Source organism: Lentzea sp. NPDC003310, assembly GCF_040610935.1.
Classification (GTDB): Bacteria; Actinomycetota; Actinomycetes; order Mycobacteriales; family Pseudonocardiaceae; genus Lentzea.
This window is the reverse complement of record NZ_JBEXNC010000003.1, coordinates 293056-309196: the sequence shown is the minus strand read 5'-3', so window position 1 is coordinate 309196 and position 16141 is coordinate 293056. Positions and strand designations below refer to the sequence as shown.

The 16141-nt window shown below is 71.5% G+C and carries 11 protein-coding genes; 7 read left to right on the top strand and 4 right to left on the bottom strand.

What is annotated here, in order from left to right; translation table 11 throughout:
• Window positions 1–14 precede the first annotated feature (14 nt).
• The 3 genes from ABZX02_RS06660 (at window position 15) to ABZX02_RS06650 (ending at window position 4086) form a co-directional block, all read left to right on the top strand.
• Entirely contained in the window at window positions 15–878 is an 864-nt protein-coding gene (locus ABZX02_RS06660; RefSeq protein ID WP_355295513.1) for a hypothetical protein, read from the top strand.
• A gap of 80 nt (window positions 879–958) precedes the next feature.
• Window positions 959–1792: a hypothetical protein gene (locus tag ABZX02_RS06655; protein WP_355295511.1), complete on the top strand. Its 834-nt coding sequence runs from the start codon at window positions 959–961 to the stop codon at window positions 1790–1792.
• Window positions 1792–4086: a hypothetical protein gene (locus ABZX02_RS06650; protein ID WP_355295509.1), complete on the top strand. Its 2295-nt coding sequence runs from the start codon at window positions 1792–1794 to the stop codon at window positions 4084–4086. The genes ABZX02_RS06655 and ABZX02_RS06650 overlap by 1 nt, the downstream gene beginning before the upstream one ends.
• On the opposite strand, the gene ABZX02_RS06645 is transcribed toward ABZX02_RS06650, so the two are convergent.
• Genes ABZX02_RS06645 through fxsA form a run of 4 tightly spaced genes read right to left on the bottom strand, consistent with a single transcriptional unit; the run spans window position 4025 to window position 9981 of the window.
• The gene (locus tag ABZX02_RS06645; RefSeq protein WP_355295507.1) at window positions 4025–5161 is read right to left on the bottom strand and encodes a cation:proton antiporter; all 1137 of its coding nucleotides are present in this window, start codon (window positions 5159–5161) and stop codon (window positions 4025–4027) included. The two genes, ABZX02_RS06650 and ABZX02_RS06645, sit on opposite strands and share 62 nt — an antisense overlap.
• Window positions 5158–6138 carry a hypothetical protein gene (locus ABZX02_RS06640; RefSeq protein ID WP_355295505.1) on the bottom strand — a complete coding sequence of 327 codons (981 nt, stop codon included), beginning with the start codon at window positions 6136–6138 and terminating at the stop codon, window positions 5158–5160. The genes ABZX02_RS06645 and ABZX02_RS06640 overlap by 4 nt, the downstream gene beginning before the upstream one ends.
• A gap of 14 nt (window positions 6139–6152) precedes the next feature.
• Window positions 6153–9785 carry an FxSxx-COOH system tetratricopeptide repeat protein gene (gene fxsT, locus ABZX02_RS06635; protein WP_355295503.1) on the bottom strand — a complete coding sequence of 1211 codons (3633 nt, stop codon included), beginning with the start codon at window positions 9783–9785 and terminating at the stop codon, window positions 6153–6155.
• 22 nt (window positions 9786–9807) lie between these two features.
• Window positions 9808–9981 (bottom strand): FxSxx-COOH cyclophane-containing RiPP peptide, encoded by a 174-nt coding sequence (gene fxsA, locus ABZX02_RS06630; RefSeq protein ID WP_355295501.1) that lies wholly within the window; start codon window positions 9979–9981, stop codon window positions 9808–9810.
• A gap of 206 nt (window positions 9982–10187) precedes the next feature.
• Here fxsA and ABZX02_RS06625 point away from each other — a divergent pair, with 206 nt between their 5' ends.
• The 4 genes from ABZX02_RS06625 to ABZX02_RS06610 all read left to right on the top strand — a co-directional run bounded on the left by ABZX02_RS06625 (window position 10188) and on the right by ABZX02_RS06610 (window position 16127).
• The gene (locus ABZX02_RS06625) at window positions 10188–11264 is read left to right on the top strand and encodes an FxsB family cyclophane-forming radical SAM/SPASM peptide maturase (RefSeq protein ID WP_355295500.1); all 1077 of its coding nucleotides are present in this window, start codon (window positions 10188–10190) and stop codon (window positions 11262–11264) included.
• A complete protein-coding gene (locus ABZX02_RS06620) occupies window positions 11261–12508 on the top strand; it encodes an HEXXH motif-containing putative peptide modification protein (RefSeq protein ID WP_355295498.1) in 1248 nt (415 codons plus the stop codon). Before ABZX02_RS06625 ends, ABZX02_RS06620 begins: the two co-directional genes overlap by 4 nt.
• A 182-nt stretch (window positions 12509–12690) precedes the next feature.
• Window positions 12691–15462 (top strand): AIR synthase-related protein, encoded by a 2772-nt coding sequence (locus tag ABZX02_RS06615; RefSeq protein ID WP_355295496.1) that lies wholly within the window; start codon window positions 12691–12693, stop codon window positions 15460–15462.
• Window positions 15459–16127, top strand: a complete 669-nt coding sequence (locus ABZX02_RS06610) for a phosphoribosylformylglycinamidine synthase subunit PurQ (protein WP_355295494.1) — start codon at window positions 15459–15461, stop codon at window positions 16125–16127. The genes ABZX02_RS06615 and ABZX02_RS06610 overlap by 4 nt, the downstream gene beginning before the upstream one ends.
• The last annotated feature ends 14 nt before the right edge of the window (window positions 16128–16141 follow it).

Below are 16141 nucleotides of genomic sequence, written 5' to 3'. Positions count from 1 at the left end.
GAAGCAGGAACGACATGCAGAACGTGTGCGCTGACGTGCTGGGACGTGGGGGAGGTCGCATGGCCGGCCGGATGACCCTCCTCGTCCTGCTGCTGTTACCGGCCGGATGTGGTACCGCTCCCACGATTTCCGACGCCGCCGTCGTCCATTGCGCCGCCCCCGCGCGACAACAGGAGACCTTGCAGGCCGCGGCCGCGTTGCGACTGGTGGATTCCACTTCTTTTGGAAACAAGGTGGTCGTCGGCGGTAAAACGCTGTCGTTCGACGAATGGCGCGACGGGTACCGGACGAATTTCGTGAAGGCTTGCGCCGCGTTGTCCGAACCGGTGATGAAACCGGCGTCGACCCCGGCGTGGCTGACCACCCTTCTCACCGTCGCGACAAGTCTTTTCTCCGCGCTGGTCGGCGCGTGGGTGGCCTGGTACACCGCGAACCGGCGCGACGACCGCACCCGCGGGAAGCAGCAGGCGGTCGCGCTCAGGACGGCCAGCGGCGAGTTCGTCGCCGCCGTGCGCGACTACGGTGACGTCCGGCTGCGGGGCAGCGCGGACGGCACACCCCCGTCGGCCGCCGAGGTGTGGCGGCGGCGCGACCTGCTCGCGAACCAGGTCGCGGTGGCGGCGCTGCTGTGGCCGGACTGGACGGCGCCGCGCACGCTGCGGACGGAGCTCGCGGCCTTCGGCGAGACCGTGGAGGACGGCTGGGACTTCGACCGCGACCGCACCGAGTTGCGCCCGCGCGCCGACGCGCTGACCGCGGCCGCCGTGGGGATCGACGGCCGGGTCGAGGTGCTCGCCCGAGCGCTGGAACGGCCCGCCGACGCGGAGAAGTTGTTCCGGCGCACGGACTTCCGCGAGGCCGAGGTGGCGCGCCGATGAACCCCTACCTCGTGCCCGCAGGGGGCGACGGCCCCGGCCCCCTGTGCCCGCACACCGATCCGGCGCACGAGCGGTACTACGTGCCGGTCGACCACACCCTGGCCGCCTTCGAGCAGTTCAAGGACGCGATCGGGGACGCCTCGCTGATCCGCGTCACCGGACGGCTCGTGGTCGCGGTCGGCTGGGACGGCTGCGGCAAGACGTCGTTGCTCAACCGGTGCGCGACGCACCTCAAAACCGTTCTGCGCGGGCAGGGGAAAGGCCAGTGCCTGGTGCTCTCCTTCGTGGACGCCTGCCGCGACAGCGATTCCGTCGAGGTGCGTGAGAACGCGGTCTACGAGTGCCTGATCGACGAGCTCGAGAACCGCGACATGATCAAGCCGCACCACCGGGAGAAACTGCGCGGCCGCGATCTCAAACTCGGTTACCTCTACCTCAGCAAGTTCGTCCTGGGCGACACCGTCGTCGTGCTCCTGCTGCCGCGCGTCGAAATCGAGCAGGAGGTCGAGGACTACGCGCACTGGACGCACAAGAACATCGTCTTCCTCGTGGAAAGCCGGCAGATCGAGGCAGTGCGGGCGCACTGGCCGAAGATCCGGGACGCCTGCCGGGGGTCGACACCGGTCCAGCTGGAGGTCGGCAAGCTGGAACCGGACGACGGGTGGGCGTTCGTGCAGGCCCGGAACTGCCACTCGGCGGATGGTGAGAAACACCCGTTCGTGTCACAGGAAACGATACGTGCGGTGATCAGGGCCAAGGAGTTCTCGATCGGTGAGTTACACAATCTCCTCTACGGGCTGTTCGAGGAGATTCTGGCGGAGCGCGCGAATTCGGGTTCGTTAGGCTCCGGCCTGACGGACGAGGTGACCTACAGCACCATCACTGATTTCTACTTCAGGCGGGGAACGACGTGATGAGCGAGCACCCTGGTCCAGCCCCCAGCGACAACCCGTTCCTGATGGCGGCGGTCGCGAAGCCGCGCGAGTTCTCCGCCGGCACGGTCTCCATCCCGACGCCGTCGATCACCGAGGCCGTCAGCATCGTCGACAGCTTCCTGCGGCCCTCGACGCTGCCGTCGGGCACGGTGATCGCGATCGTCGGCGAGTACGGCACGGGCAAGAGCCACCTCGTCGGCGCCGTGCTGCACCACGCGCTGAGCGCCCCGGAGCGGTGGCGGCCGCGGGTCGCGTTCCTGGAGGCGCGGCCGGCCACGTTCGTCGACCTCTACAAGCAGCTCATCGGCACGGAACTGCGCCGCGACGACGTCTGCGCGCGGGTGCGCGAGTTCTACGCCGACGTGCTCGCCGACGCGCTGGGCGAGTCGGAGCTCACCGCCGGGATCGCGCACCGCCTGCGCTCCGGCGACGCCGACCCCGTCGAGGTGTCCGACCGGCTGAACCTCATGGGCAGCAAGTACCTCACGCGCCTGCGCGAGCGGCTGGAGGCGGTCACGCGCAACCGCGCGTTCGGCATCGTCCTGCCGTTGCTGCTGCGGCACGACTTCGCCGACGCCGCCTGGGAGTGGCTGTCCGGCCACCACCCCGACCCGGTGCTGGTCGACCGCGGCGTCGACACCCCCATCGCCACCGAGGAACTCGCGCTGGAGGCCATGGGCGTCATCGCCCTGCTCTACAGCACGCGCGAGCGCAAGTTCATGCTGGCGATCGACGAGATGAACAAGGTCGTCTCGGCCACCCGCAAGCCGACCGAGAACGCCGTCGACGCGTTCGAGAAGCTGATCCGCGTCTTCGCGGGCGCGCAGGCGCTGCTGGTCCTCGCCGGGCTGCCCGACTACCTCGACGAGCTGGGCGGCACGGTGCAGCAGCGCATCGGCCGCACGATCCTCGTCTCACCGCTGACCGCCGACCACGCGATCGAGTACATCCGGCAGAGCCAGGAGGCGATCGGCCGCGGCCGCGTGCTGCACCCGTTCACCGAGGACACCGTGCGGTACCTGGTGAAGCTCACCGACGGCAACGCCCGCCGCATCATCCGGCTGTGCAACCACCTCTACCGCCACGCGATGGACCTGAGCCCGCGCGACCCGTCCCGGGCGCGGGTCAGCGAGGCCATGGTGCGCAAGGTCGCGCGGGACCAGGCGGGCGCCCGCAGCACCGACCACGTGCGCAACGAGATCCGGCAGGTGCTGGCCGCGCTCGGCCTCAACTACGAGCGCGACCACTGGATGGACCCGCAGACGGACTCCCGCGCCGACTACTGGGTGCCGTACGGGGACGAGGAGGGCGCCGGCTGCGCGCTGGTGCTCACCGACACCGTGCTCACGCAGGCCGACTGCGACGCGCTGGTCAGCCGGGCGACGTTCCTGCAGACCGCCGCCGAGCAACGGCAGGTGCTGCTCATCGTCGTCGGGCTGCTGAACGCCGACTTCGTCTCGGAACTCGGCGAGGCGTTCAGCGAGGAGCCGATCTCCTACGACCACTGGACGTTCACCGAGACGCTGTCCTCCGTGCTGGAACGGCAGCTGCGGCTGCTCGACCGCGACGACGCGCTCGCGCTGGGGGAGGAGCGGTTCCGGCGTCTCGGCCGGCAGCAGGCCAACACCCAGCGGATGCTGGAGCAGGCGCTGAAGTCGCTGACCGCCATGCGGTCCTCGTCGGAGCGGTCGCTCGGTCAGATCCAGCGCGAGCTCACCGAGCTCGGCAGCGCGGACCGGACCGCCGCCGTCGCGGAGTCGCCGCCGCTGCGCCTGCCGCCCTCGGTGATGGCGCTGTTCACCACCGCGCAGTCCCTTTTGGACGGACTGGACCAGGTCGACGCCACGCTGCGCACCGTGTTCGCCGCCGCGGCCGGGGACTCGGCGAACGCGATCGACGCCCGCGTCGCGGTGCGCGCGCAGCTGCGGTCACCGCACCTGTTCTCCGCCGTGGGCGTGGGCGCGCTGCTGCGGACGCTGCTGATCACGTTCCGGGACAGCATCAACGAGTGGTACCGCTCGTACGTGCCGAGCTCGTCCGGCGGGCCGTACCCGGTAGACAAGGACAGGCTGAGCGCGCTGTGCCGCGCCTACGACACCGTCTACGAGTACATCCCGTTCTACCGGCTGGAGGACCTCGACGGGTTCAGCCCGCAGCTGGTCGACGGCAACGTGCTGCTGCCGGCCCAGATCGGCGAGGCCCAGGAGGTGTTCAACCTCCTGAGCGGCCAAGTCCAGGCGGCCGTGCTCGAGTCGGTCGCGGAGGGCCGGTGAGCAGGGCCACCACGCGGTCGCCGTAGTTCTCGCAGAACCCGGTGAACACGCCGTGCAGGGTGTTGACCACCAGGATGGCCGGGGCGACGACGGCGGCCGTGCCGGGGAACTCCGGTTCCAGCAGCAGCACCAGGACGATAGCGGTGATCCCGTTCTGCTGGGCGAACGCGATGGAGGTGCGGTCGCGGCGCGCGAGCCCGCCCGTGATCACGAGGCCCACCAGCACCTGCGCGCCGAACGCCGCCAGGCCGAGCACGATCCCCTGCGGCACCAGGACTCCGCCGACGAGCAGGAACCCGAGCAGCACCGAGGCCGTCAGGAACGCCACCCGCGTCACCCGGTCCAGCACGGCCGCGATCGGCGGCCGGGCCACCAGGCCGAAGACCGCCACGCCGAACAGCAGGAACTGCCACACGCCGACCGCGAGCACCGCGACCACGAGCACCAGCCGCACCACCAGCCGGACGCGGTCGTGCCGGACGAGCGACAGCAGCCACCACACCCCGATGCCCGCGGCGGCCAGCGCCAGGTTCGCGATCACGTTGGTGCCGAAGGAGAACAGCCCGCCCTGCGCCAGCGCGCCGCCCGTGGTGACGCCCTGCGCCCGCAACGCCAGCGCGGAGAGGTAGATCGTGAGCAGCATGGTGATCGGGTCGTCGAACGCGGCCCACGCGGCCAGCACGCTCTTCGCCCGCTGCGACAGCCGGGACGACCTCATCGCCGCCGCGGTCGACAGGGGGTCGATCTGCGCCACCGCGATGCCCAGCACCAGGTACGCGGGCGTGGAGAACGAGAGCCACATGACCGTCGTGACGAGCGCGGCCTTCACCAGCACGCCCACGGTCACGGCGGTGACGACGATCCTCAGGTGCCGGCGCACGTCCGCGAGGTCGATGCCGAACGTGCTGCCGTACAGGCCGATCGCGAGCAGTGCCGTGGCCGCCGTGAAGTACCAGCCGGACGACGTCACCTCGTCCTGCCCGGTGGTGCGCGCCAGCACCCAGCCCGCGCCGACCGCCACCAGGAGCAGCAGCAGCCGTCGCATCGTCGCGCTGAACGCGCCGGTCGTCGTCATCGCAGCGACCGGACGATGACGCCGAGCCGCGAGACCTTGTCGTCGGACGGCGAGACCTCGTTCTGGCTCAGCGTGACGCCGACCAGGTACTCCCGGGGCCGCACGCGCAGGTAGCAGATCGCACCCTGCTCCACGTCGAGCACCACGCGTTCCAGCCGCCCGCCGAGCACCTTTCGGCACATCCGGCCGAACTGCGACACCACCGACGGCAGCCGCCCGCCCAGCGCGTCGTAGAACCGGCGGCGCTGCGCCGTGCTGATGCTCCCGCTGAAGAACCTGCGCACCTTCGGGTCCTCGAACACGTCGGCGGTGAACACCGGCTCGTCGTCGGCCCACCACGACACGAGGTGCAGGTCGCGCGGGTCGACGACCTTCAGGCACTGCTCGGCGACCGGGCCGCTCGCGTCGCCGGACGTGTGCACCGCGCCGGGCGGCGCGACCGGCACCACCGCGGGGTCGGCGTCGGAGTCCGGCAGCCGTTCGGTGAGCCAGCCGCCGAGGTTCAGGGCCTGGCGGGACACCCTGAGCCGCAGGTCGGTCGCGATCGAGGAGGTGCGCCTGTCGGCCTCCCTCACGGCGCGGACCTCGCTCCACGTCACGGGTTCCGGCTGCTCGTCGTGGCGGGCGAACCCGATCAGGTGCTGGTCCGGCACCACGGAGTCGCAGTACACCGCGCCCGTGGCCGCCTGCAGCACCACCCGGATCAGGGACCCGGTGCGCGCCGGGAGCAGCTCGCGTTCGAGCTCGCCCACGAGTGTGCTGACCATGCGCGCCGTCCGCACGTAGTCGTCGCGGTGGCACTCGGCGTGCTCCGGGTCCGTGCCGAGCAGGTCGGCGGTGACGTCCGTCCGGCCGTCCGTGTAGTGCCCCAGGTGGCACAACAGGTGGTCCCCGGTCATCGCGTCCTGCAACACCTCGACGACGTCGTCCCACGCGGTGTCGACGTGCGGTCCTTTGTGGACGTGTGGTGAAGTCACTTCGGCCGCCTCCTTCACATCTCGGGTACGTCGAGCACCACGCACTGCCACTTGTTCGTGGAGACCGCGAGGTTCGCGGCCGCCGTCTTCGTCGTCGGGTGGGTCGTGCCGAGGTACTCCACGCAGTCCTCGTGCACCTCTTCGAGCAGTTGCGACCCCAGGTCGGTGTCCGAGGTGCGGGCGAGCACCACGGCGTGCGCCAGACGGCCGGCCAGGGCCCACGGGTGCACGTCGCCGAGTCTCGTCACCAGGCCCGAGCGGGCCTCCTTCACCTGCAGCAGCGCCGTTTCCGGTGCGCGGCCGAGCCAGTGCTCGAAGATCGCGAGGTCGAGCTGGCACATGAGCGCGAACGCGTGGAAGGGACCGATGTGCTTCCAGTAGCCGTTGAGGCAGTCGCGGGCCTGGTCGACCGCGACGTCGAACTCGCCCACCGCGAAGTGGTTGGCGGCGAAGCTGAGCTTGCACGCCCGCGTGTCCGGGTGGCTCTCGCCGAACGTCTGGCGGTACTCGGTCAGCACCTCCCACGTCGTGGCCTTCGCGGTGGCGCTGTTGCCCCGGCACCGCTGGATGATCGCCTGGTTCCACTTGATCCGCAGCAGGTGCCGCGGCGCGCCGTCGAGCTGCGCGACCCGCTGCTTGGCCGACTGCAGCTCGTTCCACGCCTCGTCGTAGCGGCCCAGTTCGCGCAGGTAAGTGCCGATGCTGCAGGTCGACCACCAGACGTCGAGGCTGGTGGGTCCGAGGACGTCGAGCCGGCGGTCGCGGTTGGCCCGCTGGACCTCGAGAGCCCGGCCGGGCTCGCCCGCGAGGAACAGCGACTGCGCCAGGTTGTTGGTGGCGCGCAACGTGTCCGGGTGGTTCTCGCCCAGCACCCGGCGGAAGCCGCGCACCGTTGCCTGCTCCTCCGCCAGCGCCTCGCCGAACAGGCCGAGCACCCGCTGGCCGTGCGCGACACCGCGGGCCGTGCGCAACGTCCTGGGGTGGTCGCGGCCGAGGATCCGGCGCTGGTCCGCGAGCAGACGCTCGTCCACCGCGAGCGCGTCCGTCGGCCGGTTCAGCGACCGGTAGAGGTTGCCGAGGTGGAACCGCAACCGCATGCGCAGCCCCGGTGCCTCGTCCTCCGGCCACGTCTCCAGCAGCCGCTCGCACAACGTCGTCGCGAAGAGCCACGCCTCGTGGTCGCCCTCGCGCAGGAAGTAGCCCATCTGGCTGACCAGCCAGCGCCGCACCGCGAGCGAGCGGGACGCCGGGGCGCCGCTCGGCACGATGTGCCGGGTGAGCTCCCGCATCTCGTCGGGGCAGGCCTGGTCGAGCTCGCTCTCCGACGGCGCGGTCGCGGCCAGGCCCTCCTGCACGGCCGTGTGGACGGCGGCCAGTTCGTCGGCGGGCGTCAGCTCGGCGATGTGCGCGAGCACGAGCGGGTGCGCGGCCACCGTGCCCGGCCTGCGCCAGTGGACGTGGAAGATCCCGTAGCAGACGCCGTGCCACAGCAGACCGTCGAGCTCGACGTCGTCCAGCGCGTCGGAGACCGCCGCGAGGACGGAGACCTTGTGCAGCAGGGAGAGCGCGATGCCCTCGCTCGCGAGGAACGAGCAGACGGCGGCCACCCGCAGGGTCGACCGGCCGAGGTCCGCCTGCTCCAGGGTGTTCACGGTGAGGCGGACCGCGCGGGCGATCGGGTCGCCGTCCCCGAGCGCGTCGGCGAGGGCGCAGAACTCCTGTGCCGCACGGATCTCGGCGTTCTCGCGGCGGTCGGCCTGCTGCCGCCCGAGCCGGGCGGTCTGCACGATCCACGCCCGCGCGAGCCGCAGCGCGAGGGGTTCGTGCGCGACGCGGGCCGCGACCTCGCGCAGGTCCTCCTCGCCGACGTCGGTGAGCGAGCGGCGCAGGTACTCGATGCTGTCGGCCGGTGCGAACGGGCCGAGCACGACCGGCTCGGCGTGCTCGGGCCGGGCGCGCGAGGTGACGACGACGTGGCCGCAGCCGCGCGTGGGCACCAGCCCGTCGAGCACCCCGGGATCGTCGGCGCCGTCGTAGACGAGCAGCCAGCGCTTGGACTCGTCGGCCCGGCGCAGCACGTCCAGGACCTTGTGCGTCACCTGGTTCTCCGCCGGGACGCCCAGCACGCGCGCCAGGCCCGCGAGGCCCTCCGTGACGGACCTGCGGTCGCGGGCGGGGATCCACCAGACGTGCTCGTAGTCGAACTCGAACCGGTGGGCGTACTCCTTGGCCAGCTCGCTCTTGCCCACCCCGGCCGCGCCGGTGAGCCACCACGTGACCGGGGTGTCCGCGCCGGTGAGGGCGTCGCGCATCGCCTCCAGCTCGGTGCCGCGGCCCGCGAACAGGGCGAGGCGGGGTGGCAGGTTGCGCTGGTTGCGGCTGACGGTGAGCGGGTAGCGGGTGCCCGCGCCCGCGGCGCCCGGCACGAACGAGAGCGCTTCGAGCAGGCGGGTGCGGGCGTTGCCCTCGTCGAGGCCCGCGATCGACACCCGCGTGCCGCCGGGCGGCGGTTCGGTGTCGTCGACCGCGATCGTCACGACCCGGCCGTTCGCCGGGGGCAGCGGGTGCCGCGAGCACAGCCGCACGAGCGTGGTGCCGGACGCGTCGGCCGTGTCCGCGATCTGGGCTCCGGCCGCGATCAGCTGCGAGCGCACCCAGTCGGCCCAGGGCCGGTCCTGCGGTGCCCACCGCAGCGAGACCAGGGTGGGCAGCAGCCCGACGCTGCGCCGGTAGCTCTCCAGCAGGTCGACGGCGAGCGTGCGCGGGACCGCCGCCGGACCGCCGATCGCCGTGACCAGCCGCTGGTACGCCTCCGGCTGGGCGGCGTCGTCGTGGGCGAGCACGGCGAGCGTCTCCGCGAGCGAGCCCCCGTCGTGCGGCGGGATCGCCACGACCTCCGCGGCCATGGTCCGGCCGTACTCGTCGGCCTCCTGGGCGAGCAGCGAGTCGAACGCCGAGGTGACCACGGAGAGCGTGCGTTCGGCCCGCTCCTTGTCCGCCTCGTCGAGGCGCACCGGCACCGCCACGACCTTGATGGTGACCGGGGTGGCGTTCCACACCTCGCCGGCGAACCGCGCCGCGTTCCGGATGCTGCTGTTGAGCGGCTCGAAGCAGACCGCGACGACGTCGCTCAGCCGCGCCAGCTTGGCGGCCAACTCGGGGGAGAGGGCCGCGGGCGAGTCGATCAGGACGTGGTCGTAGGCCGAGCGCTGGATGCCCGCGCGCAGCGACTCGACCTCGCCGAGGTCGCGGTCCTGCGGGTCGAACCCGCGCACCGGCGTTCCGGGGTCCGGTGAGGCGAGGACGTCGACGCGGCCGAGACCACCGGGCAGCTCGTAGCGGCGGGCCTCCATGTGCGGGTAGGCCTTCTCGTCGAAGAGCAGGTCCCGCGCGGGCGTGCTGAACCTCGTGTCGTCGAGCACCTCGTCGAGCAGCTCCCGCACGCTCATCGAGCGGGCGTGGAACGGCTGGAGGTAGTCGTGCACGTGCGGGGCGTCGCTGCCCCAGTCCGCGATGGCGACCCGGCGGCCCGCGGCGGCGAGCGTCCACGCGACGTTCGCGACGACCTCGGTGCGCCAGACGCCGTTGGTCGGGGAGGTGAAGGCGACGATCCTCGGTTTGCCGGGCGGGGGTCGGTCGTCGGTCATCGTCGCTCCACGTGCGCTCTCGTCAGATCGTGTTCTGGAAGGCCGCGTAGTGGTCGACGTTCGACGCGTTTTCCCGCAGCACCCGTTGCAGAGATCTGGTCAGAACCGAGGGCGGCAGTGCGTCGAGCTGATCGAAATCGACCTCGCTGAGATCGACCAGATCCGACTTCAAGCCGGCGTCGTGCTGGTCTGCCATGTCCCGGCGCCGTCCCCTCCGCCCCATTGCGGTGCCCGACAACAGTATGTCCGTGGATGGCCTTGACGCGTTAGCGGAAGACGCAATCTAATTGGGTGATTCCATCCTCCGATGAGGTGGTGTCCGGCATTATCGGGGTATCCGTGAGGTGTGTCGATCGGCCACCTGGGCGGAGATTCCATCAATCGTGGCGGAAGCGGTGCGACGTGGGGCGACCATTCCGGCAGGTGATCCTCAAGATGCACGCGCGGTGCGATCTCGCGTGCGATCACTGCTACGTCTACACGATGCGGGACCAGCGTTGGCGGATGCGTGATCGCACCATGTCGTCGTCGGTGATCCGGCAGGTGGCGTCGAGGCTCGAGGAGCACGTACGCGCGCACGGCCACACCTCGATCGACGTGGTGCTGCACGGCGGCGAACCGTTGCTGGCCGGGGTGGAGCGCTTGGCGGAGGCCGTGCGGGTCATCGGGGCCGTCGTGCCCGCCCGGTTCACACTGCAGACGAACGGCGTCCTGCTCGACGCCGCGACCGTGGACGTGCTCGCTGACCTGGGGGTTCGGGTCGGGGTGAGCCTCGACGGCGACCGCGAGGCGCACGACCGGCACCGCCGGCGGCCCGACGGCGGCGGGAGCTACGACGCTGTGGTCACCGCGCTGGAGCTGCTCCGCGGGAGGTCGATCTTCGGCGGCCTGCTCTGCACGGTGGACCTGGCGAACGACCCGGTGCGCACCTACGAGGCGTTGCTGCCGTTCGCGCCGCCCCGCGTCGACTTCCTGCTGCCGAACGCGAACTGGTCCTCCCCGCCGCCTCCCGGCTCCTACGCGGACTGGCTGACCGCGGTGTTCGACCGCTGGTACTCCGGCGGTGAGACGCAGGTCAGGGGCTTCGAGGAGATCATCAACGTGCTGCTGGGCGGTGGCTCGTCGGTCGAGGGCTTCGGCACGGCGCCGCCCGCGAGCGTCGTGATCGAGACCGACGGGGCGATCGAGGTGTCGGACATGCTGACCTCGGCGTTCGAGGGGGCGGGCGCGACCGGGGCGGTCATCGGCTCGTCGTCGCTGGACGCCGCCGCCGCGCGCTTCCCCACGATGTCGGCCCCGCCCGCCTGCGACGGCTGTGACCTGCGCGAAGTGTGCGGTGGCGGGGTTTACGCGCACCGCTACCGAGCCGGTTCGTTCGCCAATCCGTCCGTGTACTGCGACGACCTGTACGCCCTCATCACGCATGTGCGCGCACGGGTCGTGCGCGACATCGCGGCGTTGCCCAGGGTTGCTCGATGACCACGCACGAGATGGATCCGTCCATGTTCGCCGACCTGGCCGCCGGCGGTGGCGGCCCGGCCGCGATCGAGCTGCTCGCCAGGGCGCGCCGCAGCCGCACGGTCCTGCTGCTCCACGCCGTGGTCAGCCTGGCGGAACGCTCCGGCCACCCCGGCGCCGACCTGGTGCGCGGCACGTACGAGCAGCTCAGGGCCGTGCCCACCGCCGCGTTGCGCGCCGTCCTCGACTACCCGCGCGTCGGCGCCTGGGCGGTGCGCACGACGGCCCGCCTGCAGTCCGGCGCCCCCGCCACCCCGGAGCAGCTCACCGCCGTCCTGGCCGCCGCCCGCGTGCGCGCCGGCGTCGAGGGCGTCGTCGAGGTGCCCGGCGGACCGCTGGTGGTGCTGCCGTCGCTGGGCACGTTCCGGCCGTCGACCTCGCGCCCGGTCCAGGTCGTGACCACGGCGTCCGGCAGCGTCGCGACCGACGGGGAGGTCCGCGCGGACCTCCGCGCGGCGGGCGAGCACTGGCGCCCGGTGGGCCGCCTGCGCGTCGAGCACGACGGACTCGCGCTGGTCCTCGCCGTCGACGGCACGGGGGAGCAGAACCTCCCGGCCCAGGTCAGAGCCCACGACACCCTCCCGGCGGGGCAGGAGGACGCCTGGTGGGAGCGCTGCTCCGACGCCTGGCGCCTGCTCGTGACGAGGCACCGCCCGGTGGCCGAGGAGATCGCCGCGACCCTGTCCGTGCTGACCCCGCTGTCCACTTCCGGCACCGGCCACGCGGCCCTCACCTTCGCCAGCGCGTTCGGCTGCGTGGCCATGTCCCTGCCGGACGACCCGAGGGTGATGGCGGTGGCCCTCGCGCACGAGGTGCAACACGGCAAGCTGTCCGCACTACTGGATCTGTTCCCTTTGGTGGACGGCCTTTCTCCGTATCGCATGCACGTCGCCTGGCGCACCGATCCGCGGCCACCCGTGGCCGTTCTCCAGGGCGTATACGCACATCTGGCCGTGTCCACTTTCTGGAGCCGGTACACCGACCGGGAAGCACGCGCGGAATTCGACCGCTGGAGCACCGCCACCCGTGCCGCACTCCGTTCTTTGGCGCGCTCCGGGACGCTCACCGAGTTGGGTGAGATTTTCGTCGAACGGATGCGCCTCGTGACCGATTCCTGGTCGGATTCCCGCAATCAATGCCAAAAAGTTGACAACCTGAATTCCTTTTCACTCGGAATGTCGAGAGCGGGTGCACGCCGCTGCTGAGCGGACGCTTTCCCGCGGTGGAGTGACGCGCGTCGCCCTCCGCCGATGCGGGACCGGCAACGCCGACGACATAGGGTGCTGCAGGTGTCGCAGTGCGGCCTCGCCCGGTTGCCTGGGTGCTTCCGAGAGCGCGGTCGCCGCCAGAGGACAATGGCCCCGACCGTTCGGCTCCAGGAGGATTGTTGATCCACAAGTTCTCGGTTCGCTCCGCGGGGGTAGCGGAGCCCGACATCCGCGAGCTAGGCCGGTCGTGGGGCCTCGACGACCTCGAGGTGTGGCGCGACTACTACGTCGAGTTCCAGGAGGCGCCGGACGCCTCGGCGCTGGGTGAGGTGGCCGCCGTGCTCGGCGACCAGCTCGACGTCGAGGTCTCGCTGGACCAGCCGCTGCCCGCGGGGGCCGTGCAGGTCGCCTACAAGCGCGGCGTGGTCGACAACGAGAGCGACTCCATCGTCACGGTGTGCGGGCTGCTCGGTGTGCGGGCGCGGGCCGGCAAGGTCGCGACCGGCTACCTGTCGGCGTCGCCGCAGCTGCGCGACCTGGTCGTGGCCACGCGGTTCAACCCGACGATCGAAGAGCTGCACGACGAGGAACCGCACTACGACACCCTCGTGCCGCAGGGGCACTACGAGTCGGCCGTGCAGTACGACCTGCGCGGGCTCGGCGACGACGAGCTCGCCGCGCTGGGCACGGCGGGTGGGCGGAACCTGTCGCTCGCGCAGATGAAGCACGTTCAGCACGTGCAGGAGACGCTCAAGGACGAGTTCGTCACGGACGTGCTGCTGGAGGCGCTCGACGCCCGGTGGAGCGACCACTGCGCGCACACGACGTGGAAGTCGCTCGGCAGCCTGCTCGGCCGCCTGGTGCAGGCCGCCAAGGACGTCGACAACCCGAACGTGCTGAGCATGTTCCACGACAACGCGGGCGTCTGGGACTTCTACGACGGCCACGCGATCGCCATCAAGGCCGAGACGCACAACGGCCCGTCGGCCATCTCCGGCTACTTCGGACAGTTGACGAAGCTCGGCGGCGTGCTGCGCGACATCCTCGGCACGGGGCTGTCCGCGGACCCGATCGGCAGCTTCGAGTACACCGCGATCGGCGAGCCCGAGGCGCCCGCGCCGATCAAGGGCCGGCCGGACGCGAAGCGGCTCGCGGGCGAGACGATCCGCGCGATCAAGGAGTACGGCAACACCTTCGGCGTGCCGATGATGTCGTCGCGCATGACGTTCCACCCCGCGTACCGCGCCAAGCCGTTCGCGCTCGGCGGCAGCATCGGCCTGCTGCCCGTGTCGGCGGCGCAGCGCGGGACGCCGCGGCCCGGCGACTTCGTCGTGCTGATCGGCGGCCTGACCGGCAACGAGGGCATCCACGGCGCGTCGGCCAGCTCGGCCGGTGCGGTCATGGACACGGCCGCCGTGCAGATCGGCGCGCCGCTGGAGCAGGTCAAGTTCCGCAAGGCGCTGATCGAGCTGCGCGAGGCGGGCTGCATGAGCGCGCTCACCGACGTCGGTGGCGCGGGCCTCAACAGCGCCGTCGGCGAGATCGGCGAGGCCTGCGGCGTGTGGATCAACACCGCGCTGGTGCCGCTCAAGACCGCGGCGCTGCCGATGTGGCGGATCCTGCTGTCCGAGTCGCAGGAACGCATGCTGCTCGCCGTGCCGCCGCAGCACCAGGAACGCGCGAAGCAGATCCTCGACCGCCACATGGTGCGCTCGACGGTCATCGGCAGGTTCGCGGACACGGGGCGCTACCACGTGTTCCACGCACCCGACCTGACCGAGGAGGCGCTGATCGCGGGCGCCCCCGACGTCGTCCCGGCACACCAGGGCGAGCTCGGCTTCGACGTCTCGTACGACCTGCTCGACATCGAGGTCGAACGGTTCGAGGTCGGCCCGCCGCCGCGTCCGACCGAGCAGGTGGAGTGGCCCGAGCTCGCGCCCACGCAGCTCGCCGGGCTGCTGGAGGAGGTCGTCGCCGACGCCGAGGTCGCCTCGCAGCACTTCGCCGACTCGCAGTACGACTCCACGGTCCAGGGCAACACCTGGTACGGCCCGCACTACGGCACCGAGCAGTCGGTCCGCACGGCCTACTGGGCGGGGACGCCGGTCGACGGCTCCCCGGCCGCGGCGGTGCTCAACACCGCGTTCAACCCGTGGATGTTCGACGCGGACCCGGTCGCCGCCACCCGCCAGATGTTCTGCGCGGCCGTCGCGGGCCAGGTGCTCGCCGGTGTCGCGGTCAAGGACATCTGCATGTGCGACAACTTCTACACCCCGCACCTCTCGCCGCACTGGCGCGAGTGGCTCGTCGGCATGGTGGACGAGCTCGCCGGGCTGGTGCGCCACTTCGGCGTGCCGCTGATCTCCGGCAAGGACTCGTCGGCCGGTTCCGTGCAGACCGACGAGGGTCTGGTCAGCGTGCCGCCCGCGGTGTTCCTGAGCGCGCTCGGCAAGGTCCCGCACCGCGACGGGCTGCTGCGCGAGCAGTGGACCACGGCCGGCAACGTGCTGGTGCAGATCGGCCTGCGGACGTCGTCCCCGGTCGGCACGGTCGCCGCGCGCAAGCTCGGTCTGCCGGTCGGCGCGCTCGACGAGGTGGACCTGTCCGAAGTGGACAGCTACCTGGCCGCGCTCACCGCGAGCCGCACCGTGATGCACAGCGGTGCCCGCATCGGCGCCGGTGGCGTCGCGGCCGTGCTCGCCCAGGGCGTGCTCGCGAGCGGCATCGGCGTGGCGCTGGAGTCCGCGACCACCGAGTCGCTCTTCGCCGAGCACCGCGTCGGCGCCGTCGTCGAGGTCTTCCCCGAGGACGTCGCCGCCCTGCCCGCCGAGCTGAACCCGGTCGTCCTCGGCACGCTCGAGGGCACCGGCGTCCTGCTCGAGGGCATCGACCTGTTCGCACCGGCCGCGCGCGACGGCTGGCTCAACTCGTTCACGGCGAGGATCGCATGAAGCCGACCGTCAACGTCCTGTACCTGCCCGGCACGAACTGCCAGGAGGAGACCGTCCGCGCGTTCGCCGAGGTGGGCGCGGAGCCGCGGATGCGGTTCGCGGCCGACCTGCTGGCGGGCACCGACCGGCTCGACGACGCCGACATCCTGTGCATCCCCGGTGGGTTCTCGTTCGGCGACCACCTCGGCGGTGGCGCGGTGGCGGCGGCGTTGCTGCGCAGCCACCTCGCGGACCAGTTCGAGGCGTGCCGCACCCGGCCGTTGATCGGCATCTGCAACGGCTTCCAGATCGCCGTGCGCGGAGGCTGCTTCGGCAAGGTGGGCCTCAAGGTCAACAGCGCCGGCACGTTCCGCAACGAGGAGAACCAGCGGCACGTCGTCGAGACCGACAACGACAGCCCGTGGCTCGCGGGCCTCGGCGGGCAGACCCTGTCCTTCCCGTGCGCGCACGGCGAGGGCCGGTTCGACCCGGGCAGCGAGACGGCCGGGTTCCGCGTGGCGCTGCGGTACGAGAAGGACTCGAACCCGGACGGGTCGTTCGAGGACATCGCGGGCATCACGAGCGCCGACGGCCTGGCGTTCGGGCTGATGGACCACCCGGAGCGGGCGGTGGACCGCGAGGTCCGGCTGGCGTTCTTCGAGAACGGCGTGCGCGCCGTTCGCTAGTGGTTGCTGGTGCC

Coding starts and splice junctions, on each gene's coding strand:
- ABZX02_RS06610 (WP_355295494.1), top strand. CDS start 15,459: ATGAAGCCGACCGTCAACGTCCTGTACCTGCCCGGCACGAACTGCCAG.
- fxsT (WP_355295503.1), bottom strand. CDS start 9,785: ATGACCGACGACCGACCCCCGCCCGGCAAACCGAGGATCGTCGCCTTC.
- fxsA (WP_355295501.1), bottom strand. CDS start 9,981: ATGGCAGACCAGCACGACGCCGGCTTGAAGTCGGATCTGGTCGATCTC.
- ABZX02_RS06645 (WP_355295507.1), bottom strand. CDS start 5,161: ATGACGACGACCGGCGCGTTCAGCGCGACGATGCGACGGCTGCTGCTG.
- ABZX02_RS06620 (WP_355295498.1), top strand. CDS start 11,261: ATGACCACGCACGAGATGGATCCGTCCATGTTCGCCGACCTGGCCGCC.
- ABZX02_RS06660 (WP_355295513.1), top strand. CDS start 15: ATGCAGAACGTGTGCGCTGACGTGCTGGGACGTGGGGGAGGTCGCATG.
- ABZX02_RS06650 (WP_355295509.1), top strand. CDS start 1,792: ATGAGCGAGCACCCTGGTCCAGCCCCCAGCGACAACCCGTTCCTGATG.